General features: G+C 62.1%; 26 protein-coding genes. 12 read left to right on the forward strand and 14 right to left on the reverse strand.

What is annotated here, in order from left to right; genetic code table 11:
• Positions 1 to 3: 3 nt before the first annotated feature.
• Both LB516_RS07230 and LB516_RS07235 read right to left on the reverse strand, forming a co-directional pair.
• On the reverse strand, positions 4 to 429 hold the full coding sequence (locus LB516_RS07230; protein WP_224719237.1) for an OsmC family protein: 426 nt from the start codon (positions 427 to 429) through the stop codon (positions 4 to 6).
• 127 nt (positions 430 to 556) lie between these two features.
• The gene (locus LB516_RS07235) at positions 557 to 1,081 is read right to left on the reverse strand and encodes a single-stranded DNA-binding protein (protein WP_023773877.1); all 525 of its coding nucleotides are present in this window, start codon (positions 1,079 to 1,081) and stop codon (positions 557 to 559) included.
• A gap of 225 nt (positions 1,082 to 1,306) precedes the next feature.
• On the opposite strand from LB516_RS07235, the gene LB516_RS07240 reads away from it, so the two are divergent.
• The 8 genes from LB516_RS07240 (at position 1,307) to LB516_RS07275 (ending at position 9,390) form a co-directional block, all read left to right on the forward strand.
• On the forward strand, positions 1,307 to 1,621 hold the full coding sequence (locus LB516_RS07240; protein WP_224719238.1) for an ArsR/SmtB family transcription factor: 315 nt from the start codon (positions 1,307 to 1,309) through the stop codon (positions 1,619 to 1,621).
• Positions 1,618 to 2,079: an SRPBCC family protein gene (locus LB516_RS07245; protein ID WP_224719239.1), complete on the forward strand. Its 462-nt coding sequence runs from the start codon at positions 1,618 to 1,620 to the stop codon at positions 2,077 to 2,079. Before LB516_RS07240 ends, LB516_RS07245 begins: the two co-directional genes overlap by 4 nt.
• A 24-nt stretch (positions 2,080 to 2,103) precedes the next feature.
• Positions 2,104 to 2,709: an ATP-dependent Clp protease proteolytic subunit gene (locus LB516_RS07250; protein ID WP_015317707.1), complete on the forward strand. Its 606-nt coding sequence runs from the start codon at positions 2,104 to 2,106 to the stop codon at positions 2,707 to 2,709.
• Positions 2,710 to 2,796: 87 nt separating this feature from the next.
• Entirely contained in the window at positions 2,797 to 3,096 is a 300-nt protein-coding gene (locus LB516_RS07255) for a hypothetical protein (RefSeq protein WP_140664216.1), read from the forward strand.
• Between the two features lie 697 nt (positions 3,097 to 3,793).
• Complete coding sequence (gene uvrA / locus LB516_RS07260; protein WP_140664219.1) at positions 3,794 to 6,715, forward strand: excinuclease ABC subunit UvrA; 2,922 nt, start codon at positions 3,794 to 3,796, stop codon at positions 6,713 to 6,715.
• A 41-nt stretch (positions 6,716 to 6,756) separates the two neighbouring features.
• Entirely contained in the window at positions 6,757 to 7,224 is a 468-nt protein-coding gene (locus LB516_RS07265) for a GNAT family N-acetyltransferase (protein WP_224719375.1), read from the forward strand.
• A 28-nt stretch (positions 7,225 to 7,252) separates the two neighbouring features.
• The gene (locus tag LB516_RS07270) at positions 7,253 to 8,059 is read left to right on the forward strand and encodes a DUF72 domain-containing protein (protein WP_224719240.1); all 807 of its coding nucleotides are present in this window, start codon (positions 7,253 to 7,255) and stop codon (positions 8,057 to 8,059) included.
• A gap of 182 nt (positions 8,060 to 8,241) precedes the next feature.
• On the forward strand, positions 8,242 to 9,390 hold the full coding sequence (locus tag LB516_RS07275; RefSeq protein WP_224719241.1) for a GGDEF domain-containing protein: 1,149 nt from the start codon (positions 8,242 to 8,244) through the stop codon (positions 9,388 to 9,390).
• Positions 9,391 to 9,427: 37 nt separating this feature from the next.
• Here the strand turns inward: LB516_RS07275 and LB516_RS07280 are convergent, their stop codons facing one another.
• The 6 genes from LB516_RS07280 to urtA all read right to left on the reverse strand — a co-directional run bounded on the left by LB516_RS07280 (position 9,428) and on the right by urtA (position 15,623).
• Complete coding sequence (locus tag LB516_RS07280) at positions 9,428 to 9,604, reverse strand: hypothetical protein (RefSeq protein ID WP_013531844.1); 177 nt, start codon at positions 9,602 to 9,604, stop codon at positions 9,428 to 9,430.
• Between the two features lie 261 nt (positions 9,605 to 9,865).
• Complete coding sequence (gene urtE, locus LB516_RS07285) at positions 9,866 to 10,561, reverse strand: urea ABC transporter ATP-binding subunit UrtE (RefSeq protein WP_140616298.1); 696 nt, start codon at positions 10,559 to 10,561, stop codon at positions 9,866 to 9,868.
• A 69-nt stretch (positions 10,562 to 10,630) separates the two neighbouring features.
• A complete protein-coding gene (urtD, locus tag LB516_RS07290; protein WP_015317700.1) occupies positions 10,631 to 11,377 on the reverse strand; it encodes an urea ABC transporter ATP-binding protein UrtD in 747 nt (248 codons plus the stop codon).
• Positions 11,378 to 11,383: 6 nt separating this feature from the next.
• On the reverse strand, positions 11,384 to 12,619 hold the full coding sequence (gene urtC / locus LB516_RS07295; protein WP_140664227.1) for an urea ABC transporter permease subunit UrtC: 1,236 nt from the start codon (positions 12,617 to 12,619) through the stop codon (positions 11,384 to 11,386).
• Positions 12,616 to 14,232, reverse strand: coding sequence for an urea ABC transporter permease subunit UrtB (urtB, locus tag LB516_RS07300; protein ID WP_224719242.1), 1,617 nt, complete (start codon positions 14,230 to 14,232; stop codon positions 12,616 to 12,618). The genes urtC and urtB overlap by 4 nt, the downstream gene beginning before the upstream one ends.
• 110 nt (positions 14,233 to 14,342) lie before the next feature.
• Positions 14,343 to 15,623 (reverse strand): urea ABC transporter substrate-binding protein, encoded by a 1,281-nt coding sequence (gene urtA / locus LB516_RS07305; protein WP_224528120.1) that lies wholly within the window; start codon positions 15,621 to 15,623, stop codon positions 14,343 to 14,345.
• A 344-nt stretch (positions 15,624 to 15,967) separates the two neighbouring features.
• Between urtA and LB516_RS07310 the strand changes: the two genes are divergently transcribed.
• The gene (locus LB516_RS07310; protein ID WP_015317696.1) at positions 15,968 to 16,375 is read left to right on the forward strand and encodes a hypothetical protein; all 408 of its coding nucleotides are present in this window, start codon (positions 15,968 to 15,970) and stop codon (positions 16,373 to 16,375) included.
• A gap of 155 nt (positions 16,376 to 16,530) precedes the next feature.
• Here the strand turns inward: LB516_RS07310 and LB516_RS07315 are convergent, their stop codons facing one another.
• From LB516_RS07315 to LB516_RS07325, 3 genes are all read right to left on the reverse strand, one after another.
• Positions 16,531 to 18,102 (reverse strand): GMC family oxidoreductase, encoded by a 1,572-nt coding sequence (locus LB516_RS07315; RefSeq protein WP_224719243.1) that lies wholly within the window; start codon positions 18,100 to 18,102, stop codon positions 16,531 to 16,533.
• Between the two features lie 46 nt (positions 18,103 to 18,148).
• A complete protein-coding gene (locus LB516_RS07320) occupies positions 18,149 to 18,679 on the reverse strand; it encodes a hypothetical protein (RefSeq protein ID WP_015317694.1) in 531 nt (176 codons plus the stop codon).
• 77 nt (positions 18,680 to 18,756) lie between these two features.
• Positions 18,757 to 19,152, reverse strand: coding sequence for a VOC family protein (locus tag LB516_RS07325; protein WP_140664242.1), 396 nt, complete (start codon positions 19,150 to 19,152; stop codon positions 18,757 to 18,759).
• Positions 19,153 to 19,398: 246 nt separating this feature from the next.
• Here LB516_RS07325 and LB516_RS07330 point away from each other — a divergent pair, with 246 nt between their 5' ends.
• Positions 19,399 to 19,698, forward strand: a complete 300-nt coding sequence (locus tag LB516_RS07330; RefSeq protein ID WP_015317692.1) for a ribbon-helix-helix domain-containing protein — start codon at positions 19,399 to 19,401, stop codon at positions 19,696 to 19,698.
• Here the strand turns inward: LB516_RS07330 and LB516_RS07335 are convergent.
• Together LB516_RS07335 and cckA are read right to left on the reverse strand one after the other, a co-directional pair.
• Complete coding sequence (locus tag LB516_RS07335) at positions 19,695 to 20,408, reverse strand: DeoD-type purine-nucleoside phosphorylase (protein WP_015317691.1); 714 nt, start codon at positions 20,406 to 20,408, stop codon at positions 19,695 to 19,697. The two genes, LB516_RS07330 and LB516_RS07335, sit on opposite strands and share 4 nt — an antisense overlap.
• An 86-nt stretch (positions 20,409 to 20,494) precedes the next feature.
• On the reverse strand, positions 20,495 to 23,071 hold the full coding sequence (gene cckA / locus LB516_RS07340; RefSeq protein ID WP_224719376.1) for a cell cycle histidine kinase CckA: 2,577 nt from the start codon (positions 23,069 to 23,071) through the stop codon (positions 20,495 to 20,497).
• A gap of 329 nt (positions 23,072 to 23,400) precedes the next feature.
• Here cckA and LB516_RS07345 point away from each other — a divergent pair, with 329 nt between their 5' ends.
• Positions 23,401 to 24,153, forward strand: a complete 753-nt coding sequence (locus tag LB516_RS07345; RefSeq protein WP_015317689.1) for a flagellar biosynthetic protein FliO — start codon at positions 23,401 to 23,403, stop codon at positions 24,151 to 24,153.
• Positions 24,154 to 24,301: 148 nt separating this feature from the next.
• On the opposite strand, the gene dksA is transcribed toward LB516_RS07345, so the two are convergent.
• Complete coding sequence (dksA, locus tag LB516_RS07350) at positions 24,302 to 24,718, reverse strand: RNA polymerase-binding protein DksA (protein ID WP_140792588.1); 417 nt, start codon at positions 24,716 to 24,718, stop codon at positions 24,302 to 24,304.
• A gap of 274 nt (positions 24,719 to 24,992) precedes the next feature.
• Between dksA and LB516_RS07355 the strand changes: the two genes are divergently transcribed.
• On the forward strand, positions 24,993 to 25,496 hold the full coding sequence (locus tag LB516_RS07355; protein WP_140616288.1) for a SixA phosphatase family protein: 504 nt from the start codon (positions 24,993 to 24,995) through the stop codon (positions 25,494 to 25,496).
• Positions 25,497 to 25,551: the final 55 nt, after the last annotated feature.

Here is a 25,551-nt window from a genome sequence, read left to right on the forward strand (position 1 = left end):
CGCTTATTTTGCGGTCGTATCGATGACTTCAAAGTCGTGGGTAATCGTCGCGGTCTTGGCCATCATGGCGGAGGCCGAGCAGTATTTTTCGATCGAAAGGTCGATTGCCCGCTTGACCTTGTCGCTGGACAGCGCCCGGCCCTTGACGATGAAATGCATATGGATGCGGGTGAACACTTTGGGATCGGTTTCGGAGCGGTCGGAATCGAGCTCGACCACGCAATCCTCGACGGCCTCGCGCCCCTTTTCGAGGATATGGACGACATCATAGGCCGAGCAGCCGCCGGTGCCGATCAGCACCAGCTCCATCGGGCTCGGTCCCGGCGTCTTGCCTTCCGGGCTTGACGCCGTGCCCAGCACGACCTTGTGGCCGCTGCCGGACTCGCCGACGAAGGTGCGCTCCTCGACCCATTTTACCCGTGCCTTCATCGCCAGTCCTCTTACGTCTCTGATCGCGCCAACGTCAGCTCAAAACCACCATGCAAAACCCCGAAAGTCCATGCGGACCCTCGGGGCATATCAAGTAAAGGCATTCGCTATTTGGTGCGGCTTTCGATCAGAACGGAATTTCGTCGTCCAGTTCGCGCGACGAACCACCGCCACCGCCGCCCCTGGGAGCGTTGCCGCCACCGCGGTTGAACCCTTCGTTCGGGCTCGACTGGCCGAAATCGGAACCACGGCTGCTGCCGCCACCGCTGTAGCCGCCAACCTGACCGCCCTCACCCTGGCCACGCGCATCGAGCATCTGCAACTCGCCGCGGAATTTCTGCAGCACGACTTCGGTCGTGTATTTGTCGGCACCGGTCTGGTCCTGCCATTTGCGCGTCTGCAGCTGGCCCTCGACATAAACCTTCATGCCTTTCTTCAGATACTGCTCCGCCACCTTGGCGATGCCCTCATTGAAGATGACGACGTTATGCCACTCGGTCTTTTCCTTGCGCTCGCCGGAATTCTTGTCGCGCCAGCTTTCCGACGTCGCGATGCGGATGTTGACGACCGGCTCGCCCGAGTTCAGGCGGCGGATTTCAGGGTCAGCGCCGAGATTGCCGACCAGAATGACCTTGTTGACGCTACCCGCCATGATATTTCTCCGCGCTATCCGAAACAAATTTTTGTCGCAGCACCTTACAGGCTACGCACGTCAGCCGCTTGCCAAGGCTGGCTTTTCCCACAAGGTTTTTGTTCCCTTTTCGTTCCTATACGCACCGCCGCCAATTGTCAAGGAATGGCAGCAATGCCGGAACGCCGCATATGGGCCTCAAAACAACGCTTGCCAAATCAATAAGTATCGACTTATGCTTTTGTCATGATCGAAGCAGAGATTTTCCGCGCCTTGGCCGACCCGACACGCCGCGCCGTCTTCGAGCGTCTCGCCACAAGCGAGATGAGCGTCTCGGAATTGCGCAACGGCCTGACGGTGTCGCAACCGGCGGTGTCGCAGCATCTGGCGGTGCTGCGGGGCGCCGGCCTCGTGGTCGAGCGGCGGGCCGGCCGCAACGCCTATTATCGTGCGGATCCGCAGGGGCTTGCCCCGCTGCTCTCATGGATCGAACGCTACCGTACCTTCTGGCCGGAGCGCATCGAAAGGCTGAAGACGGTTTTGAAGGACATGGATCAATGAACAGCCAAAGCGAAGTCTCTCCCGATGCGATTGAGTTCGAATACGATCTTGCCGAGCCGCCGGAAAAGGTTTGGCGGGCGCTGACCGTGCCGGAACTGCTCGCCGCCTGGATGATGCCCAACGACATCAGGCCGCAGACCGGCAGCCGCTTTGCCTTCGCCGGTCAAGACGCGGCGATCGAATGCGAGATTCTCGATGCCGAGCCCGAACGCCTGCTGCGCTATTCCTGGCGCGAGCGGTCGGACGATGCCGCGCACCCACTCGACAGCACCGTCACCTTCACACTCGCCCGAACCGTTTCCGGCGGCACGCATCTGCGCATCGTCCATGACGGCTTTGCTCGCAAGGCGATGCCGGCCGTGGCCATGGCGGGGGCAGGCTGCCGGCTTTCGCTGCACGGGACCGACACGCCTATAGCCGCGAACACCCCACGCCTTTTGCTGCTGCACGCGGCTTGAACACGGAAAATTGGAGACAGAAAAATGGGCGGTGTTGCCAGTCTTGTGCCGATGGTAATCGAGCAATCGAGCCGCGGCGAACGCGCATTCGACATTTTTTCGCGGCTGCTGCGCGAGCGCATCGTCTTCGTCAACGGGGAGATTAACGATGACGTCTCGGCGCTGGTCTGCGCGCAGCTTTTGTCGCTGGAGTCGGACAATCCCGAGAAGGAGATCTCGCTCTACATCAACTCGCCCGGCGGCATGGTGACCAGCGGCTTCGCCATCTACGACACGATGCAGTATATCAGCTGCCCGGTGTCGACCGTATGCATGGGCTTTGCCGCGTCGATGGGATCGTTCCTGCTGATGGCGGGCACCGCCGGGCGCCGCATCGCACTACCCAACGCCACCATCCTGCTACATCAGCCGCTGGGCGGCTTCCAGGGCCAGGCTTCCGACATCCAGCGGCACGCCGAACGCATCGGCCAGACCAAACGCCACATGACCGAACTCTACGCCCAGCATTGCGGCCGCAGCTATGAAGACGTCGAGCGCACGCTCGATCGCGACCATTTCATGACCGCCCGCGAGGCCCAGGCCTGGGGCATCGTCGACCATGTGTTCGACACCCGCAAAAAGGCTGCGTAGGACCAGAGTGAGGTCAAATCCTGCTGCTTGTCGAAGATTTGACGATCCCGCTCTGGCTCCGGTGGCGGCAGGCCCCTATAACAAGGGATGACCGACACTCATCGATCAAGAACATCGCACCGTGTCACGGCCGCCATGGTGCTTGCCATCGTCGGCCTTGTGTCCAGGTCGGCACTTGCCGACGAGGCCTCGTCGTCGGTTCGGAAAGGCGCCCTGCCCGGCGTAACCGGCGACTATCGCATCGCAAAGCCCGCCCCGGTGCCCGAACCCGACGACGCGTTCCCCAGCAGCGGCAACGGGCAGTTCAAGATCGGCAATACCGATGTCAGGATTTCCGGCAGCATCACCGTCGATGTCGGAGTTGGCGGGACCAAGCCACCCAGATAGGCAAAGATCGGGCCTTCCAACTGGAGCCCGCCAAAAGAACAGCCCCGCCGTGCCTTGGGCAAACGGACGGGGCTTTTCTGGATCTCAAATCCATTTTTGCCGGGAGTGTACTGCCGGCGTTTGATTTCGGATGCTTCGCGGCATTCAGCCGACGATCCGACTAGCAGTCTCTGATTTTCAGGGATACGGCAGGTCACGGTTTGTCGGGGGGCGCAAACGCCTGCCCTTGGCACTTATGCCTGCCGCGGCTCCAGTAACAACTGAAGCCCTGGGGGACTATCCGGTGGCGTCATGCTCCGCTCCTCTTGTCCGTTGCGACATTGTCGTCGTGAAGCGCAAATCGCAAATGCCTGCGGCGTCTCGCAGGCCGCCTTGGGGCGGCGAGGCCATCGATAGACGGCCGGCTTCGCTGACTTCGCAAGACTGCTCCCGTGAGTTGGCCGCGTCAACCATCAATAGCCGGTTACGGAAAAATGTGATCGCCGGGAGCTTACGTTCGGGTCAGCTTCCGCACAGCTTTGTCAGGAGCGTGTTCGGTCTTTGTTCTTTCCGCTTGCCCCCTCGCGCGAAAGGCGGTTAAACGACTTCTGTCGAGAATTGTGGCGTCTCTCGACGTGGCGGCAAAAATAACTACATAGGGAATGGCCGGGGAAACCCGCCTATCCCACAAATTCCAGATCTGAGGCGGCGACCTGACATGGCCGACCATAAATATCTTTCCATTCGCGGGGCGCGCGAACACAATCTGAAGAATGTCGATCTCGACCTGCCGCGTGACAGCCTGATCGTCATGACCGGCCTGTCGGGCTCCGGCAAATCGTCGCTTGCTTTCGACACCATCTATGCAGAAGGCCAGCGCCGCTATGTCGAGAGCCTCTCGGCCTATGCCCGGCAATTCCTCGAAATGATGCAAAAGCCCGACGTCGACCAGATCGACGGCCTGTCGCCGGCCATCTCGATCGAGCAGAAGACCACGTCGAAGAACCCGCGTTCGACGGTCGGTACCGTCACCGAGATCTACGACTATATGCGCCTTCTGTTTGCCCGCGTCGGCGTGCCCTATTCGCCGGCCACCGGCCTGCCGATCGAGAGCCAGACGGTCAGCCAGATGGTCGACCGGGTGCTGGCCGTCGAGGAAGGCACGCGCCTGTTCCTGCTGGCGCCCATCGTGCGCGGCCGCAAGGGCGAATATCGCAAGGAACTGCTGGAGTTGCAGAAGAAGGGCTTTCAGCGCGTCAAGGTCGACGGCGTCTTCTATGAAATCGCCGATGTGCCGGCGCTGGACAAGAAATACAAGCACGACATCGACGTCGTCGTCGACCGCATCGTCGTTCGCGGCGACCTTGCCACAAGGCTTGCCGACTCCATCGAGACGGCGCTGAAGCTGGCCGAGGGGCTGGCAGTGGCCGAGTTCGCCGACAGGCCGCTCGATGCCAGCCAGACTGGCGAGGATTCGGTCAACAAGTCGAAGAACGAGACGCATGAGCGCATCCTGTTCTCGGAAAAGTTCGCCTGCCCGGTTTCCGGCTTCACCATTCCGGAAATCGAGCCCAGGCTGTTCTCCTTCAACAACCCGTTTGGCGCCTGCCCGACCTGCGACGGTCTCGGCAGCCAGCGCGCCATCGACCCCAACCTCGTGGTGCCGGACGAGAACGTGTCGCTGCGCGACGGCGCCGTCAGCCCATGGGCGAAATCGACCTCGCCCTATTACTCGCAGACGCTCGAGGCATTGGGCAAGGCGTACGACTTCAAGCTCGGCGACAAGTTCAAGGATCTTTCAGCGCAAGCCCAGGAAGCGATCCTGCGCGGCACCGGCGAGCGCGAGATCACCTTCCAGTATGATGACGGCCTGCGCTCCTACAAGACGACAAAGACCTTCGAAGGCGTCATCCCCAATCTCGAGCGCCGCTGGAAGGAGACCGAATCCGCCTGGATGCGCGAGGAGATCGAGCGTTTCATGTCGGCAACGCCCTGCCCGGTCTGCAAGGGCTACCGGCTGAAGCCGGAGGCGCTGGCGGTGAAGATCGCCGGCAAGCACATTGGCGAAGTGACGGAACAGTCGATCCGCAACGCCGACAAATGGTTCACCGACCTGCCGGCGCAGCTCAACGACAAGCAGAACGAGATCGCTGTCCGCGTCTTGAAGGAAATCCGCGAGCGTCTGCGCTTCCTCAACGATGTCGGGCTCGACTATCTCACCTTGTCGCGCAATTCCGGCACGCTGTCGGGTGGCGAAAGCCAGCGCATCCGGCTGGCCTCGCAGATCGGCTCAGGCCTCACCGGCGTGCTCTACGTGCTGGACGAGCCGTCGATCGGCCTGCACCAGCGCGACAACACGCGCCTGCTCGATACGCTCAAGCACCTGCGCGACATCGGCAACACCGTGATCGTCGTCGAGCACGACGAGGACGCAATCCTGCATGCCGACTACGTTGTCGACATGGGTCCGGCCGCAGGCATCCATGGCGGCGAGATCATCGCCCAGGGCACGCCGCAGCAGGTGATGGCCAACCCCAATTCGATCACCGGCAAATATCTGTCGGGCGCGCTCGAAGTGGCAACGCCCGGCGTGCGCCGCGAGGCGAAGAAAAACCGGCGGCTGAAGATCGTCGGCGCGCGCGGCAACAATCTGAAGAACGTCACCGCCGAAATCCCGCTCGGCACCTTCACCGCCGTCACCGGCGTATCGGGCGGCGGCAAGTCGACCTTCCTGATCGAGACGCTGTTCAAGGCTGCCTCGCGCCGCATCATGGGCTCGCGCGAACATCCGGCCGAGCATGACCGCATCGAGGGATTGGAGTTCCTCGACAAGGTCATCGACATCGATCAGTCGCCGATCGGCCGCACGCCGCGTTCGAACCCCGCCACCTATACCGGCGCCTTCACGCCGATCCGCGACTGGTTCGCCGGGCTACCGGAAGCGAAGGCGCGCGGCTATCAGCCCGGCCGTTTCTCCTTCAACGTCAAGGGCGGCCGCTGCGAGGCCTGCCAAGGCGACGGCGTCATCAAGATCGAGATGCACTTTTTGCCCGACGTCTACGTCACCTGCGACGTCTGTCACGGCAAGCGCTACAACAGGGAGACGCTCGACGTGCTGTTCAAGGGCAAGTCGATCGCCGACGTGCTCGACATGACCGTCGAGGAAGGCGTCGATTTCTTCGCCGCCGTACCCGGCGTACGCGACAAGCTGGAGACGCTGAAGCAGGTCGGCCTTGGTTACATCCATATCGGCCAGCAGGCGACGACGCTGTCCGGCGGTGAAGCGCAGCGCATCAAGCTCGCCAAGGAACTGTCGCGCAAGGCGACCGGCAAGACGCTCTACATCCTCGACGAACCGACCACCGGTCTCCATTTCCATGACGTCGCCAAGCTATTGGAAGTGCTGCACGAACTGGTCGACCAAGGCAATACGGTGGTGGTCATCGAGCATAATCTCGAAGTGATAAAAACCGCAGACTGGGTGCTCGACCTCGGCCCCGAGGGCGGTGATGGCGGCGGCGAACTGGTCGCCTCGGGCACGCCGGAAGCGATCGTGCGCGAAAAGCGCAGCTACACCGGCCAGTTCCTGAAGGAACTGCTGGAGCGACGCCCCGGAGGCAAACGCGAAGCGGCGGAGTGATGGGTAAGGATGATCTCATCACGGTCCAGAGCAGCTTTGGCATGAGGCTTGCCGGCCCTGAAGATCTCGCCGCGATCGTCGCGCTGACGCAAGCCGCCTACGCTCCCTACAATGCCATACTCGATGCACCGCCGATCCCGGTTACCGAGGACTACGCGCCGCGTATTGCCCAGGGCAAGGTCTGGCTGCTGGAGAGCGGTGATGAACTTGCCGGAGTGATCACGCTGGAGCGGCATGAAGATCACGCGATGATCTTCTCCGTCGCGGTGTCGCCTGCCTTCCAGGGCAAGGGGTTCGGTATTGCATTGCTGAAGCACGCTGACGAGCAGGCGCGGCAGTGGGGCCTGCCGGAGATACGGCTCTACACCAATGCGAAAATGGAACGAAACATCGCGCTCTATCTCGCTTACGGCTATCGCGAAACGGGTCGCCGGCCCAATCCCTACCGGCCAGGGTGGATGCTCGTCGACATGGCCAAACCCGTCGACAACAGGTCCACCACGGCCTGATCGCCATTAGAAATCTGGGAGGACGACAATGAGCAAATCGGGAACAATCCGCGCCGGCATGGGCGGCTGGACCTTCGAACCCTGGGACACGTCCTTCTACCCCGAGAAACTGTCGAAGGCCAAGCAACTGCAATACGCTACCCGGCAGGTGCCGAGCATCGAGGTCAACGGCACTTATTATTCGAGCTTCAAGGAGCCGACCTTCGTCAAATGGGCCAACGAAGCACCTGACAATTTCGTCTATTCGCTGAAAGGCAACCGCTTCGTCACCAACCGGCGCGTGCTGGGCGAGGCCGGTGAATCGATGATGCGTTTCCTGGGTTCCGGCGTTGCCGCGCTCGGCGACAAGCTGGGACCGATCCTGTGGCAGTTCGCGCCGACCAAGAAGTTCGATCCGGACGATTTCGAGGCCTTTCTGAAGCTGCTGCCGGAAAAGCAGGATGGTGTCGCGCTGCGCCACGCGCTGGAAGTGCGCAACGACAGTTTCATCGTGCCGGAATTCCCAGCGCTCGCGCGCAAATACAAGGCGGCGATCGTCTATGCCGACCATGCCAAATATCCTGATATCGCCGACATCACTGGCGATTTCATCTATGCGCGGCTGCAGACCGGCAGCGACGACAATCCCGATTGCTATACGCCAACGGGCCTCGACGAATGGGCGGCGCGGGCCAAGATCTGGGCGCAGGGCAAGCAGCCGGCCGATCTGCGGCGCGCCGACCCCGCCACCGATGCCCCGGTCCAGCCCCGCGACGTGTTCGTCTACTTCATCACCGAGGGCAAGGTGCGGGCGCCGTTCGGGGCGATGGCATTGATGAGGCGCGTAGCCGACTGAAAAGGCATCAGTCGGTTTCCAGCTACACACAATAGGCGCATAGCCTGTGCGTATTAGCGTAGCAAAGCGCCTGTTCCTGGGCATCTTCGCCACGATCGTAACCTTATCGACACTTCCTTGCCGCATGAATGCGCCGACGCCAAGCCGCAGAGCTGGGACCGCCGCCGGCAGGGAAAGAGGGCATGTCGCTCGACTACACTTCACTTCTGCTGGCCGTCGGTTTCTCGGCCGCTTGCCTCAGCCTGACATTGTTCGGCATGTGGCTGACCGCCCGCTCGGAAAAATTCCTGCTGACATGGGCGATCAGCCTGGTGTTCGTGGTCGGCGATATTTTTATCTATGACGCCTATATCGAGATGCCGGGACGCCTGCTCGGCATCGCCACCTCCGCGTTTCTGCTGATCGGCTTTTCGGCCATGCTGGGTGCGGCCTATCAGTTCCGAACCGGCGGCTCGCCACTGCCGCGGACCCTGTGGGGTTGCTATTCCCTGGCGATAGCGTTGCCCCCCATGGCTCTGGGCTACGATGGCCTCGGCTTCGTGGCGGAGAACATGTTTGCCGCCGTGCTCCTGTTCGCCACGGCTTTCGAATACTGGAAGGGCCGTGATGAGGCACCCGCCCTGACGATCGGCATCACCGCGCTCTATTCGGCCACGGCCACCTCCTTCGGGCTCTGCGCCATGGTTCTCGCCTGGGAAGGAAAACTGGTGCTCGGACATGCACCAAGCAACTGGGCCGAGGAGCTCAGCCTCGTCGTGGTTATCGCCAGCATGACAGGTATTGGCGCGCTCTCGCTTGCCCTCAATCAGGGGCGTCTGGCGAGGCACCACCATCGCAACGCCCAGACGGATTCCCTGACCGGCCTGCTCAACCGGCGCGCGCTGTTCGACATGCATGGCCATGTCCCGGTCGGCGCCTTTACCGCGGTGGTCGTCTTCGACCTCGACAACTTCAAAACCATCAACGACGAATTCGGCCATGCGGCGGGCGATGAAGTGCTGAGGGTGTTCGCCAACGAGTTGGTAGCCAACCTTCGACCGGCCGACGTCGCCGCGCGCATGGGCGGCGAGGAATTCGCGCTGGTACTGAAGCGCACGCTGCCGGAGGCGGTCGAGGAAGCAGCCGAGCGTATCCGGGCGGCTTTCGCGACGCGACTGATAGAAACCGAAACCGGTTCCCTCACCTGTACGGTCAGCGCCGGATTTGCGTTTGGCAGCAAAGAGGGCATCAGCCTGGACAAGGTGCTCAGCGCCGCCGACAAGGCGCTCTATGACGCCAAGCGCGGAGGCCGCAACCGCGTCACCGCCTCGCCATTCCGACGCGCGAGCTAAACGCGCGTATCACGCCAAGCCCGCCGGGCGACATGCATTAAGCCGCCATGACGATTTCATTGAAGGTATCGAGGTCGACATAGAAGACCTTGGTGATCTCCTCGATCAGGTCGTCGTAGTCACAGCCCTGTGACCTCAGAATGTTGATGGCGGCGATGATGTCGACGCGTTCGGTAAGCCGCCGCTTCTGGTAGTCCTCGACGTAACGTTCCATGGCTGTCCCTTAGCCTGTGTGCCCAAACGCGTTTGAACGACAATCAGATCGGGAAGCTAGGAAGCCTTGCTTGCGTGGAACTTGCAGGGCCTTTGCCGCGCCGCGATCTGCGATAACCAGACTGATACGGAAACGGCCGACTCACAAAGCCACGGAAAGACTAGCATGCGATATTGCATGTGCCAGAGACGCAGATGATGGATGTAGGAAATATTGGACTTGCCAATAACTTCAAATCTTCAATGAAGTCTGGCACCGATTCTAGACCGTGAGGAATTTGCGGACATCGGCCCGGTCTAAATCTTCCGCCGGGCCGGTGTGGACGATCTGGCCGCGATCCATGATGTTGACCTCGTCGGCGAGTTCGCGGCAGAAATCGAGATACTGTTCGACCAGCAGCACCGCAATGCCGGCCTGGTCGCGCAGATAGCGTATGGCGCGGCCGATATCCTTGATGACAGAGGGCTGGATGCCTTCGGTCGGCTCGTCGAGCACCAGCAGCTTCGGCCGCATCACGAGTGCCCTGCCGATGGCGAGCTGCTGTTGCTGGCCGCCGGAAAGATCGCCGCCACGGCGGCCAAGCATCTGCTTCAGCACCGGAAACAGCTCGAAGACGTGCGCCGGCACGTTGCGGTCGGCGCGCTTCAAGGGCGCGAAGCCGGATTCGAGATTTTCCCGCACGCTGAGCAGCGGAAAGATCTCCCTGCCCTGCGGAACGAATGCGATGCCCGACCGGGCGCGGTCATACGCCGCGCTCCGGTCGAGCGCCTTCCCCTCGAAGGCAACGCTTCCGCTCGTCAGCCTGTGGTGGCCGACGATCGATCTCATCAAACTGGTCTTGCCGACGCCGTTGCGGCCGAGCACGCAGGTGATCTTGCCGGCGCCCGCCTTCAGCGATACGCCGCGCAACGCCTGGGCGGCGCCGTAGTGCAGCGTGGCATTGGAAACCTCGAGCATGTCAGCGCCTTCTCCAGAACCTCAGCAAAGACAGATCGAAGCGATGGAATTGAACCCGCCAATGCATGCTCATCTCCCCAGATAGACTTCGACGACGCGCTCGTCGGCCGAAACGAAATCGAGCGTCCCTTCCGAGAGCACCGAGCCTTCATGCAGGCAGGTAACCTTGACGCCGAGTTCGCGGACGAAATGCATGTCGTGTTCGACGACAATGACCGAGTGGTCACGGGCGATATCCCTGAGCAGCCGCGCGGTTTCCTCGGTCTCGGCATCGGTCATGCCGGCCACCGGCTCGTCGACCAGAAGCAGCTTCGGGTCCTGCGCCAGCAGCATGCCGATCTCGAGCCATTGTTTCTGGCCGTGGCTGAGATTGGCGGCGAGTTCGCGGCGCTTGTCGCCCAACCGGATGATGCCAAGGATGTCATCGATCTGCCGCGCCTCGGCGGGCGATTGGCGATGGAACAGCGCCGGGAAGATCGAACGCGGTCCCTTCAGCGCCAGCATCAGGTTTTCTTCGATCGTGTGGCTTTCGAAAACGGTCGGCTTCTGGAATTTGCGGCCGATGCCCATCATGGCGATCTCGGCTTCGTCATGCCTGGTCAGGTCCACCTGGCCGTCGAAGAACACTTCGCCTTCATCCGGCCTCGTCTTGCCGGTGACGATGTCCATCATCGTCGTCTTGCCGGCGCCGTTGGGGCCGATGATGGCGCGCATCTCGCCCTTGTCGAGCACCAGGGACAGATTGTTGATGGCGCGAAAGCCGTCGAAGGACACCGAGACGCCGTCGAGATAGAGGATAGTGTTGGATTTGCTCATGGTCGCTTACTCCGCCGCCTGCGGTTCGGGGTCGGACCAGGACCATTCGCCTGGGTTTCTCGCCGGCGAGCGAGCGGGCTTCGAGGTCGCGGACGCGATGCCAACCTCGGCGCCGGCTTCTTCAGCCAGGGACGCCACGCGCAGCGCCCTGGCATTGCCGCGCCAGCTGTCCCACATGCCGATGATGCCCTTGGGCAGGAGCAAGGTGACGGCGACGAACAGGCCGCCGAGCGCGAACAGCCAGAATTCCGGCAGCACGCCGGTGAACCAGGATTTGCCGGCATTGACCAGCAACGCGCCGATGATCGGCCCGACAATGGTGCCGCGGCCGCCGACCGCCGCCCAGATCACCACCTCGATCGAATTGGCCGGCTCGAATTCGCCTGGATTGATGATGCCGACCTGCGGCACGTAGAGCGCGCCGGCAATGCCTGCCATGACGGCCGAAACGGTAAAAGCGAACAGCTTTACGTTCTCCGCCCGCCAGCCGAGGAAGCGCGTGCGGCTCTCGGCGTCGCGCACGGCCATCAGCAGCTTGCCGTATTTGGAGCCGACGATCGCCCAGGTGATGAAAACGGCGAGTGCCAGCATCACCGCGCTGGCCGCGAACAGTGCCGAGCGGGTCGTATCGGCCTGGACGTTGAAGCCCAGAATATCCTTGAAATCGGTCAGGCCGTTATTGCCTCCGAAACCCATGTCGTTGCGGAAGAAGGCAAGCAGCAGCGCATAGGTCATCGCCTGGGTGATGATGGAGAGGTAGACACCGGTGACGCGGCTGCGGAAGGCGAACCAGCCGAAGATGAAGGCAAGCAGGCCGGGCACCGCCAGCACCATGATGGCGGCGAACCAGAAATGGTCGAAACCGGTCCAGAACCAGGGCAATTCCTTGTAGTTCAGGAAAACCATGAAATCGGGCAGGATCGGGTTGCCGTAGACGCCGCGCGAGCCGATCTGGCGCATCAGATACATCCCTATCGCATAGCCGCCGAGCGCGAAGAAGGCGCCGTGGCCGAGCGAGAGGATACCGCAATAGCCCCAGACCAGATCGAGCGAGAGCGCCAGCAGTGCATAGCAGAGATATTTGCCGGTCAGCGCCACGATGTAGGACGGAATGTAGAAGGCGCTTGTCGGCGAGACGGCCAGGTTAAGCACCGGCACGATTATAGCCACCGCCAGCAGGATGAAGATGGTGATGGCGATGCGGCGATCCGCGCCGGCGGCAAAGAAGCGTCCCGATATCATGCTTCCACCGCCCTGCCCTTGAGCGCGAACAGGCCTCGCGGGCGCTTCTGGATGAACAGGATGATCAGCACCAGCACGACGATCTTGCCGAGCACCGCGCCGGCATAGGGCTCGAGAACCTTGTTGACGATGCCGAGCGAAAAGGCGCCGACCAATGTACCCCAGAGATTGCCGACACCGCCGAAGACGACCACCATGAAGCTGTCGATGATGTAGCCGCGACCAAGATTGGGCGAGACATTGTCGATCTGGCTGAGCGCGACGCCGGCGATACCGGCAATGCCGGATCCCAGCGCGAAGGTCAGCGCGTCGACCCAGGGCGTCCTGATGCCCATCGAGGCGGCCATGCGCCGGTTGGCGGTGACGGCGCGCATCTGCAGCCCCCAAGGCGTGCGCTTCATCACATAGAGCAACATGCCGAATACCGTGAGCGCGAACACCAGAATCCACAGCCGGTTCCAGGTGATGGCCAGTTGTCCGACGTCGAAGGAGCCGGACATCCAGGACGGATTGCCGACCTCCTGGTTGGTCGGTCCGAAGATCGAGCGCACCGCCTGCTGCAGGATGAGCGAGACGCCCCAGGTTGCCAGCAGCGTCTCCAGCGGCCGGCCGTAGAGGAACCGGATCACGCCGCGCTCGATGACGAGACCGACGAATGCCGCGACCAAGAAGGCGAGCGGCAGCGCGATCACCAGCGACCAGTCGAACAAGCCGGGAAAGGACGTCCGGATCACCTGCTGGACGACGAAGGTCGTATAGGCGCCAAGCATCACCATCTCGCCATGCGCCATGTTGATGACGCCCATGACGCCGAAGGTGATGGCAAGCCCGATCGCTGCCAGCAGCAGCACCGAACCCAGCGAAATCCCGTACCAGATGTTCTGTCCGGCATCCCACAAGGCCAGCGTCGAATTGATGTTGGCGATCGCTGCCGTCGCCGCATCCTTGACCGCGCCGGAGGCACTGGCCTCGACCGAAGTGAGCAGCGAAACCGCGTCGCGGTCGCCACGCGCGCCGATCAGGGCGACCGCGGTGAGTTTGTCGGCCTCGGGCCTGTCGGAAACAAGCACCGAGGCCGCGCGGGCCTGTTCGAGCAGAGCCTTGACGCTGGCCACGGTCTCGCTGGCGACAGCCGTGTCGAGTGGCTCGATGTTGGCTGCGTCGGGCGTCTTGAACATGGTGCCGGCGGCGGCCAGCCGCACCGCCGGATCCTTGGCGCCAAGCGTCAGCGTGCCGAGCGCATCGCGGATGACGCGGCGCAGTGTGTTGTTGACCTTGATCTTGGCGACGTCGTCCTTGGCCGCCTCGCCGGATGCTTCGCTGCTGAGCGGATCGAAAAGCTGGACGCTTTCGCCGGTTTCCTTGCCGACGAAGACCAGGGAATCGGCCTTGCGGATATAGAGATTGCCATCGGCGAGTGCCGAAAGCGGGTGTTCGACCAAAGGATCGCCGGTGGCGGCGAGGTCATGCACGACGGCTCCGGTCTCGGAAAAGCCCTTGGCGCTCGCGAACTTGGCGATGATGGCGCGCAGATCGGCTTCGCCTGCGCCCGACGACGACAGTGTCGCCAGCAGGAACAACAGCGTCAGGCCAATCGTGCGGATCAAGGTCATCGGCTTGAGTTAACCCTTGAAGGTTTGAAATGGGCGCGTCCGGACAGTGGAGGAAACCGTCCGGACGCGTGCGGTCTTGGGCTTGGCATGAAGGCCCAGCCCGGGGAGGATCAGTTTGTGCCCTTGCCGCCGCACTTGCCGGTGGCAACGTTGAAGTTGCCGCACGACAGCGGCTTGCGCCAATCGGAGATCAAATCCTTGGAGTCCGGCAGGTAGTCGGACCATTCGTCGCCCATCACAAGGCCGGGCGTGCGCGAAACCGTTTCGAACTGGCCGTCGGCCTGGATTTCGCCGATCAGCACCGGCTTGGTGATGTGATGGTTCGGCATCATCGTCGAGTAGCCGCCGGTCAGGTTTGGCACAGAAACGCCGATCATGGCGTCGATGACCTTGTCCGGATCGGTGGTGCCGGCCTTCTCAACCGCCTTCACCCACATGTTGAAGCCGATATAATGAGCTTCCATCGGGTCGTTTGTGGTGCGCTTGTCGCTCTTGATGAACTTGTGCCAGTCGGCGATGAACTTCTTGTTCTCGGGCGTATCGACGCTCTCGAAATAGTTCCAGGCGGCGAGATGGCCGACCAGCGGCGCGGTGTCGAGACCGGCCAGCTCTTCCTCGCCGACCGAGAAGGCCATGACCGGGATGTCCTCGGCCTTGATGCCTTGGTTGCCGAGTTCCTTGTAGAACGGCACGTTGGCATCGCCATTGACGGTCGAGACGACGGCGGTCTTCTTGCCGGCCGAGCCGAATTTCTTGATCGCCGAGACTTCGGTCTGCCAGTCGGAGAAGCCGAATGGCGTATAGTTGACCATGATGTCTTCGGCCGCGACGCCCTTGGCCTTCAGATAGGCTTCGAGGATCTTGTTGGTGGTGCGCGGATAGACGTAGTCGGTGCCTTCGAGCACCCAGCGCTTCACCGAACCGCCGTCCTCGCTCATCAGGTAATCGACGGCCGGAATGGCCTGCTGGTTCGGCGCGGCACCCGTGTAGAAGACATTGCGCTCGCTTTCCTCGCCCTCATACTGGACCGGATAGAACAGGATATTGTCGAGTTCGGAAAACACCGGCAGCACCGACTTGCGCGACACCGAGGTCCAGCAGCCGAACACCGCGGCGACCTTGTCCTTCGAGATCAGCTCACGCGCCTTTTCGGCGAACAGCGGCCAGTTGGAAGCCGGATCGACGACGACCGCTTCGAGCTTCTTGCCGAGCAGGCCGCCCTTGGCGTTCTGCTCGTCGATGAGCATCAGCATGGCGTCCTTCAGCGTCGTCTCCGAAATCGCCATCGTGCCCGACAGCGAATGAAGAATGCCGACCTTGATCGTGTCATCGGCGGCCCTGGCCGGAGCAGACATCACCAGGCCGGCGGCAACTACGCTCGCCGAGAACATTTTTGCTATTGTCGAGAAATTACCCCTCATGCGGAAGACTCCCAAGCTGGTTTGATTGCACCGCGACTATGCAATGCAACCCCCGTGCCAACCGCTGAAGGCATGCGGAAAAGCGCAAAATAGATACATGTTATCAGTGCGTTGCTATATTAGATTGAACGAAACAAAGAGAGCCGGTTAAAAATTGATTGAGGGAAATTTGCGCAATGCACAAGGCATATGCCTAAGTTTTGCCCATTTTCTTTATATGCCTATATTTTGATCTCGAAGGCAGATCGCCGACGGCAAATGTTGCGGCGCGGCGCAAAAATAGGGCAAGCTTGGTCGTTCAAGCGGACGGCATCATGACATCAGCCATTTCACGCATATTCATCGGCATAGTGGCTCTGGCGGCGGCAACCGGAGCGGCCCGAGCCGACTTCAGCGACGGCAGGATGCCCGACGGCATCTATCACTGCGAGGCCTACCTGCTCGGCATGTTCCTCAACCTCGGCGACATCACCATCAAGGGAAACGTCTACAACGGCCCGGTCACGTTCGGGACCGCGCAGCAGGGCTACAACTACCAGATGGATGCAAACGGCGTGATCTCCTGGTTGGGACCAGTTGGCGGTTACACCACCGGCGGCAACTCGCTCTCGCTCACCCAGGCAACGCTGGACGGCCAGAGTCCGCCCTCCTTCGACATCATCATGAAGCAGCCCGACGGCGCCTTCACCGCCACGACCTGCACCAGGGGAAGCAATCAATAGATCTTCCCTGGCAATGACACCGCCTCGGTCTGCAACCCTGCCCGTCTTCTCATCTCATCTGGATGTTGCCGAAGGACCGCCAGCCGGTCGGCGCCTGAGGCCATAAAAAAAGGCGCGGAACTGGTCAAGTTCCGCGCCAGCAGGCAGTCGGGAGGTCAGATGGTTTTCGCCGACATCTGCGCGGCGATATAGTCGGCCTGGCGGATCGCCAGCGACACGATGGTCAGGGTCGGGTTTTCGGCCGCACCCGTCGTGAACTGGCTGCCGTCCGACACGAACAGGTTCTTGATGTCGTGTGCCTGGCCATGCTTGTTGACGACGCCGTCGGCGGCCTTCTCGCTCATCCGATTGGTGCCGAGATTGTGCGTCGAGGGATAGGGTGGCGTCGGGAAAGTGCGTGTGGCGCCGACCGCATCGTAAAGCGCGGTGGCCTGCTTGTAGGCATGATTGCGCATCGCCGTGTCGTTGGCATGGTCGTCGAAATGCACATCGGCGATCGGCATGCCGTGCTCGTCCTTCTCGTCGCCATGCAGCGTGATGCGGTTCTCCTGGCGCGGCATGTCCTCACCGACGATCCACAGGCCGGCCATGTGGTCGTAGTGGTCGAGCGCGGTGGCGAAGGAACGCCCCCAGCCGCCAGGGTTCAGGAAGGCAGCCATGAAGGGCAGGCCGAGCGACAGCGTCTCGAACTCGTAACCGCCGACGAAACCGCGTGACGGATCATGGCGCGCCTCATCACGGATGATGCCGGCCATGGTTGTGCCGCGATACATGTGCACTGGCTTGTCGAAGATGGCATAGACCGATCCCGTGGTATGCCGCATGTAGTTCTTGCCCACCTGCCCTGACGAGTTGGCAAGGCCGTGCGGGAACTTGGCTGATTCGGAATTGAGCAGCAGGCGCGGGCTCTCGATCGAATTGCCGGCGACCGCCACGATGCGGGCCTTCTGCTCCTGCAGCTTGCCGTCCTTGTCGGCATAGACGACGCCGGTGACCTTTCCAGAGGCGTCATGGTTGATCTTGATCGCCATGGCGTTCGGCCGGACCTCGAGGTGGCCCGTCGCCTCGCCCTTCGGGATTTCGGTATAGAGCGTCGACCATTTGGCGCCCCATTTGCAGCCCTGGAAGCAGAAGCCGGTCTGCTGGCAGGAATTGCGGTCGTCGCGCTCCACCGAGTTGATCGCCATGTTGCCGGTATGGCATTCCTTGTAGCCGAGCTTGTCGGCGCCGGCCTTCAGCACCTTGAAATTGTTATTGCCCGGCAGGCGCGGCCAGCCATTGGTGCCGGTGACGCCCATCTTGGCTTCCGCCTTGGCGTAATAGGGCTCCATCTCGGCCAGCGTCACCGGCCAATCCAAAAGGTTGGCGCCTCCCAGCTTGCCGTAGGTCGACAGCGTCTTGAACTCATGCTCCTGGAAGCGCAGCGATGCGCCCGCCCAGTGCGTGGTCGAGCCGCCGACCGACTTGACGATCCAGGCCGGAAGGTTGGGAAAATCCTTGGCCACGCGCCAATCGCCCGATGTGGTGCGCTTGTCCGTCCAGGCGAGCTGAGCGAACGAATCCCACTCGTCGTTGATGAAGTCCTCATATTCGTGGCGGGCACCGGCCTCGAGGATGACGACATCGATGCCCTTCTGCGCCAGTTCGTTGCCGAGCGTGCCGCCGCCGGCGCCGGAGCCGATGATGACGACCACGCCCTCGTTTTTCAGATCAAATGCTGCTGCCATGGTTTCCTCCCATGAAATCAATTGAATGCGGTTGAGGCGAAGCGGGTCAGAGCCACTCGATGTCGCTGAATCCCCGCGCGATGTAGCCGCCCTTGGAATAGGATTCGCCCTCGTAGCCGAAGATCGGCCAGACCTCCTTCTGGTTGTAGAGGCTGACGACAAGACCGCCGCGAACCGCCTGGAAGAAGGCCGTACCCTCAATGTCCCTGAGCAGCGCGACCCGCTGCTCCTCCCAGCCGAGCCCGCGATAACCGCCCTCGCCGGCTCTCTTGTCGAGATCGGCGATCCCGTTTTCGATAAGCTCCTTGTGAGCCTTGTCCTTGGCGGCCATCTCGTCATGGCCCTTGACCGCCACGGCGTAATATTTGTCAGGGACCTGGTCATGTGGGTAGATATCGCGCGCCAGCTGGATCAGCGTCGCCATTGTCTCGGGCTTCAGAGCCGAGGTTTCCAGCCCCCAGGCATGTTGCGGACTGATGACGGCGCTGCCGGAAATGACGAGCAGCGCGCCGACGCCGCCGCGTTTGAGAAGTTCGCGCCGTGAAAGCCCGGGCTTCCCCTCGTGGATCGTGACCATGTTTTCCTCCCTGCTTGCTGTTCGCACTCGAAGAGTGCCGTTGCTGGCGCCGCGCCGGTCCGCACGGCCGGTTGTCCCTATTGGAAGCGCCCTCCGCGCTGCAGGACCTCGACCTTGTAACCGTCGGGATCCTCGATGAAGAAGAAGCGGGCGATGAGCGAACCGTCGCGGCTGAATTCGACGATCTTCTTCGGATTGAGGCCGAGAGCGCCGAGCCGATCATGTTCGCTGTCGAGATCGGCGACCGAGACCGCGAGGTGACCATAGCCGTCGCCCAGCGCATAGGGCTCCGCGCGCCCCTTGTTGACGGTCAACTCAACCTCGAAAGGCGCATCGGCATTGCTGAGGTAGACCAGCGTGAAGGTCTCGAAGTCCAGCCGTTGGGCGACCTCAAGGCCGAATGCCTTGGTGTAGAAATCGATGGAGCGGGCTTCGTCGAGAACCCGGATCATGGTGTGGATTGCCTTCGCCAAATCAGACTCCGCAGCTTCGTGCTTTCGAAGGTGATTATGCGCGCCGGTGAAGAAAGGTGGTGGCAGCCGACTACCACGCATGGGGTTGGAAAAACGGATATGCCCATCCCAAGGACGTAAGTCTGCCAAGGACGAAAGTCTGATTGCCGTTGACGACCTTCCGGTCGATGATGAAACCGCAGGCAGCGTTCAAAAGGCACCGACCGCCCCGTCGGCGCCCAAGACCAACAAAAACGGGAGGTAACGATGTGCAGAGTCTTTGCCGCACAGGATCCGGAAGGCTATCGTCAGATCAACCGGTCTATCCGCATTGACGGACATTCGACGAGCATCCAGCTCGAGGTCACGTTCTGGGCCTTGCTCGACGAAATCGCCGAAAGCCAGAACCTGACGACGCCGAAATTCATCTCGAAGCTCTACGACGAAGCCATCGAGATCAACGGCGAGATCCCTAATTTCGCGTCGATGCTGCGCACCACTTGCGCACTCTATCTACGCGGCCACCGACCATCCATGGAGGAGGTGTTGAAGCGAGAGGCCGCCTAGCGCCCTTCCGTGGCGACTTCGAGCGCGAGCCGGCTCATGTCGGTGAAAAGCGCCTGGCGTTCGGAATAGTCGGTCTGTTCGCCGGTAAGCAGATTGTCGACGACGGTCAGCAGCGACAACGCCCTCGCGCCGAAATGGGCCGATATGCGATAGAGAGCGCTGGTTTCCATGTCTACCGCCAGCGCCCCGAGCGCCCTTGCGTCGGCATAACGGGCACGCGCTTCAGGATGGTAGAATATATCGGTGCAGGCTGTCAGGCCGGCGTGGTGGTCGATGCCAAGTGCGGCTGCCTTGCTCAATGCGCGAGCCAGCAGCGCCGGATCCGGGCCAACATCGGCTACGTAAAGGCCAAAAACTCGACCGCTCTCGGTATTTTCAGGCCGTGCCGATTGCGAGATCACAAGGCTGCGCAGCTTTGCCTCGGCGCTCAGGCTGCCGCAGGTACCGGTGCGGATCAGTGTTCGGACGCCATAAAAGTCAAGCAGTTCATGGGCGTAGATCAGGAAGGATGAAACGCCGATGCCCGTCGCCTGAATGCTGACAGGCTTGCCGCGAAACAAGCCGGTAAAGCCGAGAGCGCCGCGTCGGCGATTGACGCAGCGCGATGCCTCCAGGAATGTCTGCGCCATCCACTCCGCGCGCTGCGGGTCGCCCGGCAACAAAACCGTGTCGGCGTAATCGCCCTTGCCTGCCTCGATGTGTGGCGTCAACAGCCGCTCCCCCAAGCCCGCCTGCTGTATTTTCAACAATCATGGCGTTGTTACGGCGTTGTGCAAGAGTGCGGCATTGGAAGCACCTAGGATTCAAGGACATCCTTGACGATCGTGGCCAGTTGCTTGAGCGAGAACGGCTTTGGCAGGAAGCCGAAATGCGCCTCCGCCGGCAGGTTCCTGGCGAAAGCGTCCTCGGCATAGCCGGAGACGAAAACGAACTTGATGTCCGGCTGGCGTTTGCGCAACTCTCCGAGCAGGGTCGGCCCGTCCATTTCCGGCATCACCACGTCGGAAACGACGATGTCGACCTTGCCGCCCAGCGCTTCGAACACTTCCAGCGCCTCGACGCCCGAGGATGCCTCGTGAACGGTATAGCCGCGCGAAGTCAGTGCCCGCATGCCGCCCATGCGCACGGCATCCTCATCCTCGACCAGCAGGACCGTCGCCGATCCGGACAGATCCTTGGTGCTATCGGCCAGTTTGACTGCCGCTGCCGCCGGCGCTTCACCGGCTTCGGCTGCCGTTTTCGCTTCCACGATGTGACGCGGCAGGAAGATGCGGAAGGTGGACCCCTTGCCGACTTCGGAATCGCAGAAAATGAAACCGCCGGTCTGCTTGATGATGCCGTAGACCATGGACAGGCCAAGGCCCGTGCCCTTGCCGACCTCCTTGGTGGTGAAGAACGGCTCGAAGATCTTCTTCAGCACGTCGGGCGCGATGCCTGAACCCGTATCCTCGACTTCGACCACCACATAGTCGGCGGCCGCGAGTTCGCGGTAGGGAAAGGTCTTGCATTCCTCGGCGGTCACGTTGCGGGTGCGCACGGTGAGATCGCCGCCCGCCGGCATCGCGTCGCGCGCGTTGACCGCCAGGTTGACCACCACTTGCTCGAACTGCCCGATATCGACCTTGACCGGCCACAGGTCGCGGCCGTGGTCGACCTTGAGCTTGATGTCGTTGCCGACGAGCCGGGCAAGCAGCATCCTGAGATCGGCGAGCACGTCGGTGAGGCTCAGCACTTCCGGCCGCAGCGTCTGCTTGCGCGAGAAGGCCAGCAACTGCCTGACCAGGGAGGCCGCGCGATTGGCGTTCTGCTTGATGTTCATGATGTCGGGGAAGGACGGATCCGATGGCCGGTGATTGGTCAAAAGCAGGTCGGACGCCATGATGATGGCGGTCAGCACATTGTTGAAGTCGTGCGCGATGCCACCGGCGAGCTGGCCGACGGCCTGCATCTTCTGGCTTTGCGCCATCTGCCCTTCGAGCGCCTTCTGCTCGGTCGTCTCGACGGCGTAGACGATGGCCGCTTCCTCGGCTCCTTCGCCGCCGGTGCCATCGGCCACGGCGTTGACGTAGAAACGGATATGCCGCTCATCATTGCCGGGCAGCACGGTCTCGATCGGATCGATGTCGGCCTGCCGCTGCCGGGCTTTCTCGAAAGCCGCGGCAAAGGCCGGCCGGTCGCGGTCATGGATCACCGTGTCGAGCCGCACGCGGCGATCCACGGCATCGCGGTCGACGACCGAGGAAAACAGCGACAGGAACGGTGCGTTGGTGCGCAGGATGCGCCCGCTGGCATCGACACCGGCAATCGCCATCGGCGTCGAATTGAAGAAGCGGGTGAAGCGCACTTCCGAGGCGCGCAGGTCGGCCGAGGCATCCTCGCCCTGTGTGCGGTTAAGCACGATGGTGCGGGTTGGCCCGCCGACGCCCTCACGGCTGGCCGAAACGCGATGCATGAAGCGCACCGGCAGCGCCTCGCCGGTCATCGTCGTCAAGTCGAGATCGATGACCGCATTGCGCGTCGTCCCGGGGTCCGCCTTGACGGAGCGCACCAGCGCCATGCCGTCGCCGGCAACAATATCGGGCAAGGCGACGGCACCGGGGGTGAAGCTGGCGAGATCGATGCCCAGCCATCCGGCGAGCGTGGCGTTGATGTAGGTGACGCGGCCGTCCTGGTCGGCCGAAAAGAAGCCGGCCGGCGCGTGGTCGAGGTGGTCGATTGCCTTCTGCAGATCGAGGAAGAAACGCTCCTGCTCGGCCCGCTCTTGCGAAATGTCGGCGAGCTGCCAGGCCAGCATCGGCAGCCGCTGGCCCGGGACGCTGAACGCGCGGGCGCGTGCTCGGTACCAGCGCGCGCCCGGTTCGGCGCCGGGCCGGATCGATTGCGCCAGCCGGAACTCGCCGTCGCCCGGCTGCCCGTCACGCAAGCCGGACGCCAGCCGGTAAATGGTCACCGAGGCTTCGGGGACATCGGAGAGCAATCCTTCGACCGTCTTCAGGTCAGCGGCCGATGAGGCGCCGGTCATATCGGCGTAGGCGCGGTTGGCGTAGACGACGCGACCCTTGGTGTCCGTGACCAGCAGGCCCTGCGACATCGAATCGACGAAGGCCTTGGACAGTTCGTCGCCCGTCGAGCGCGGTGTGATCTGCACGAAGCCGATCGCGGTCGCGAACAGGAAGCCGACACCGATCATCGCCAGTACGCCGAGCATGCCGAGCAGGAACGGATCGCCGAGGCGCTCGCGGAAAAGGCCGAAGACGATTGCGGCGCCCGTCAGGACGACGATGAAGATGATAAGCCGGGTGACCGCGCCCGGTCGCGTATTCTGGTCGACGATCGGTGCCGGATAGAAATCGCCGCGCGCTTCCTTGGCCATATGCCCCCTGCTCATGAAATCCGATGTTCCGACACCCGCCCCCAATGCATGTCGCCCAAAAATGACTTCGGTTTTGGGAAAACGACATGCATGAAAAACACGGACCTGAAACGCGCCGCATGAATCCGTTTCAGCGCGACGCGCTTTAGCCGGTTGAATCACATTCTCCTGGTCTGGAAAAGGCCCGGGCGGCAAATGTCGGATAAAAATGCTGTCGGCTGGCCTTCCCTGTGTTTCAAGCTGTTCACGATGCGTGAAAGGCAACTTGCGGTAGCCAGTCGCAACGGTCTAGTGTCGCGTCCACTTTCCAAACCGTTCGGGGGAAACCAATGCAGTGGCTGGATAGCGTGGCGGGTCCCGGTTATGCGGCGGCACTCCTGTGGACCTTCGCGGCGCTGATCCTGCTGGTCATCGTTCTCGTCATCGTCAGGCTCGTGCGCAACCTGACCTTCGGCACGTTTGTCGCCGGCGGGCGCAACCGCAAGACGCGGCTCGCCGTCATGGACGCAACCGCCGTCGACAGCCATCGCCGACTGGTGCTGGTGCGACGCGACGACATCGAACATCTGCTTCTGATCGGCGGCCCGACCGACGTCGTTGTCGAACGCGACATCCGCCTCGCCGCGCCGCGCCGTCCGGCGTTGACTGGAGATGGCGGCCTGCAGCCTGTCCCGGCGGCCGCCGCCCCGGCTGCGAAGCCGCGGTCGCCGCAGCCCGCTCCCGTGCCTCCGAGACAAGCACCCGCTCCGCAGCCGGTGGCCATGGCACAGCCTGCCCGCCAGCGTCCGGCGGCGCCACCACCGGCTCCGGCGCCCGCACCGAAACCAGCGGCGCAAACCTATCAATCGACCAATGTCACGCCGCTGCCTGCCTATGGCTCCGCCAACGTCAATGCCGCCAGGCACACGCCGCCACCGCCGACGCAGGACAGCATCGACGACACGCTGATGAAAGAACTCGAGGTTTCGCTCGACCAGCCCCGCTCCGGCGGCCCGGTGGGCAAACCGGCAGCCAAGGCGCCGCCCTCGCTCGACGATGAAATGACCAGGCTGTTGGGCGAACTTTCAAGCCAAAAGAGATGAACTGCGCCTAGGTCAAGAGATGAACTGTCGCCTGCCAGTGACTAGGCTGGCCGGCGTTCAAGCGTGTTCAAATCTATTGAAGGTGGCACGCATCGAACAGAAATGGCCGGATAACCAGCCATTTGGAAATCAATGCAAAGGCGGTCCATCAGTCGTCGCGATAGACTTTTTCACGGCGCTCATGCCGTTCTTGCGCTTCGATCGACAAGGTGGCGATCGGGCGCGCGTCGAGCCGCTTCAAGGCGATCGGCTCACCGGTTTCTTCGCAATAGCCGTAAGTGCCTTCATCGATGCGCTGCAGCGCCGAATCGATCTTTGAGATGAGTTTCCGCTGACGGTCGCGGGCCCTGAGTTCGATGGCGCGGTCGGTTTCCGAAGAGGCGCGGTCGGCGAGGTCGGGATGGTTGGCGTTTTCCTGCTGCAGGATTTCGAGGGTTTCGCGCGCCTCGCGCAAGATGTCATTTTTCCAGGTGACGAGCTTCTGGCGGAAGTAGGATTTCTGCCGTTCGTTCATGAACGGCTCGTCTTCGGAGGGTATGTAATCGGCGGTAACGATGTCGTTCATTCGACTCACCCAACAGCCCCAAATTTGGCGCCTATATATTCGCCACCAGACGCCTGCACAAGCGCAATCAGCCACCGACTCACGCAATTGTTAAAGTGCGTCTCCAGCCTTCTCCGGAGCGGCATAAATCTGTTTTGATGGCGAAAGTACGACGATCCTCGCCCATCGCGTGCAAGTGATTCGCCGTGCTGAAGCACGCGTACCATTGTGCGTGCGGCTTTTCTCGTGGCTAATCGCGGCAGGACTTCTCCTCTCGGGCACCGTTGGAGGTTGGGTGAGCAGGCTTTATCTGTTGCGACACGCCAAGGCCGGCTGGGCCTTGCCGGGCATGCGTGATTTCGATCGTCCGTTGGACGCATCCGGCCGCGCCGATGCCGAAAAAATGGGGACCGCGATGCGTTCCCGCTCCTATGTGCCGGACCTGACGCTGTGCTCCAACGCCAAACGCGCCAGGGAAACCCTCGAGGGTCTGGCCGGACAGACCGACACAGGCAAGGTGCTGTTTTTCGACGCGCTCTACAGCGAGGACGCGGCCTGCTATCTCCGCCTCGTCCGGGATCATGGCGGCCCCGGTTCATTGCTGGTCATAGGCCACAACCCGATGACGGAGGATCTCGCCATGGCGGTTTCGGGTGATGGCGGCGAGGCGGAGCGGGCAATGCTCAATCACGGCTTTCCAACCTCGGGTCTTGCGGTCGTCCGTTTCCCCGGCGATCTGGCGAAAGCGACCCAGGGAGCGGGCTATCTCGAAGCCTTCCTGACACCGGCCGATCCCTGATGCCGATTTCCAGCGCCATTTCAAAGCCGGGTTCCAGCGCCTATATCGGGCGGAC

Origin of the sequence: Mesorhizobium sp. CO1-1-7, from assembly GCF_020164885.1 — a bacterium.
GTDB classification, from domain to species: domain Bacteria; phylum Pseudomonadota; class Alphaproteobacteria; order Rhizobiales; family Rhizobiaceae; genus Mesorhizobium; species Mesorhizobium australicum.

What these genes read in the sequence shown, in the direction of transcription:
- LB516_RS07230 (WP_224719237.1), bottom strand. Translation starts at nt 429, where the DNA reads ATGAAGGCACGGGTAAAATGGGTCGAGGAGCGCACCTTCGTCGGCGAG.
- LB516_RS07235 (WP_023773877.1), bottom strand. Translation starts at nt 1,081, where the DNA reads ATGGCGGGTAGCGTCAACAAGGTCATTCTGGTCGGCAATCTCGGCGCT.
- LB516_RS07240 (WP_224719238.1), top strand. Translation starts at nt 1,307, where the DNA reads ATGATCGAAGCAGAGATTTTCCGCGCCTTGGCCGACCCGACACGCCGC.
- LB516_RS07245 (WP_224719239.1), top strand. Translation starts at nt 1,618, where the DNA reads ATGAACAGCCAAAGCGAAGTCTCTCCCGATGCGATTGAGTTCGAATAC.
- LB516_RS07250 (WP_015317707.1), top strand. Translation starts at nt 2,104, where the DNA reads ATGGGCGGTGTTGCCAGTCTTGTGCCGATGGTAATCGAGCAATCGAGC.
- LB516_RS07255 (WP_140664216.1), top strand. Translation starts at nt 2,797, where the DNA reads ATGACCGACACTCATCGATCAAGAACATCGCACCGTGTCACGGCCGCC.
- uvrA (WP_140664219.1), top strand. Translation starts at nt 3,794, where the DNA reads ATGGCCGACCATAAATATCTTTCCATTCGCGGGGCGCGCGAACACAAT.
- LB516_RS07265 (WP_224719375.1), top strand. Translation starts at nt 6,757, where the DNA reads ATGAGGCTTGCCGGCCCTGAAGATCTCGCCGCGATCGTCGCGCTGACG.
- LB516_RS07270 (WP_224719240.1), top strand. Translation starts at nt 7,253, where the DNA reads ATGAGCAAATCGGGAACAATCCGCGCCGGCATGGGCGGCTGGACCTTC.
- LB516_RS07275 (WP_224719241.1), top strand. Translation starts at nt 8,242, where the DNA reads ATGTCGCTCGACTACACTTCACTTCTGCTGGCCGTCGGTTTCTCGGCC.
- LB516_RS07280 (WP_013531844.1), bottom strand. Translation starts at nt 9,604, where the DNA reads ATGGAACGTTACGTCGAGGACTACCAGAAGCGGCGGCTTACCGAACGC.
- urtE (WP_140616298.1), bottom strand. Translation starts at nt 10,561, where the DNA reads ATGCTCGAGGTTTCCAATGCCACGCTGCACTACGGCGCCGCCCAGGCG.
- urtD (WP_015317700.1), bottom strand. Translation starts at nt 11,377, where the DNA reads ATGAGCAAATCCAACACTATCCTCTATCTCGACGGCGTCTCGGTGTCC.
- urtC (WP_140664227.1), bottom strand. Translation starts at nt 12,619, where the DNA reads ATGATATCGGGACGCTTCTTTGCCGCCGGCGCGGATCGCCGCATCGCC.
- urtB (WP_224719242.1), bottom strand. Translation starts at nt 14,232, where the DNA reads ATGACCTTGATCCGCACGATTGGCCTGACGCTGTTGTTCCTGCTGGCG.
- urtA (WP_224528120.1), bottom strand. Translation starts at nt 15,623, where the DNA reads ATGTTCTCGGCGAGCGTAGTTGCCGCCGGCCTGGTGATGTCTGCTCCG.
- LB516_RS07310 (WP_015317696.1), top strand. Translation starts at nt 15,968, where the DNA reads ATGACATCAGCCATTTCACGCATATTCATCGGCATAGTGGCTCTGGCG.
- LB516_RS07315 (WP_224719243.1), bottom strand. Translation starts at nt 18,102, where the DNA reads ATGGCAGCAGCATTTGATCTGAAAAACGAGGGCGTGGTCGTCATCATC.
- LB516_RS07320 (WP_015317694.1), bottom strand. Translation starts at nt 18,679, where the DNA reads ATGGTCACGATCCACGAGGGGAAGCCCGGGCTTTCACGGCGCGAACTT.
- LB516_RS07330 (WP_015317692.1), top strand. Translation starts at nt 19,399, where the DNA reads ATGTGCAGAGTCTTTGCCGCACAGGATCCGGAAGGCTATCGTCAGATC.
- cckA (WP_224719376.1), bottom strand. Translation starts at nt 23,071, where the DNA reads ATGGCCAAGGAAGCGCGCGGCGATTTCTATCCGGCACCGATCGTCGAC.
- LB516_RS07345 (WP_015317689.1), top strand. Translation starts at nt 23,401, where the DNA reads ATGCAGTGGCTGGATAGCGTGGCGGGTCCCGGTTATGCGGCGGCACTC.
- dksA (WP_140792588.1), bottom strand. Translation starts at nt 24,718, where the DNA reads ATGAACGACATCGTTACCGCCGATTACATACCCTCCGAAGACGAGCCG.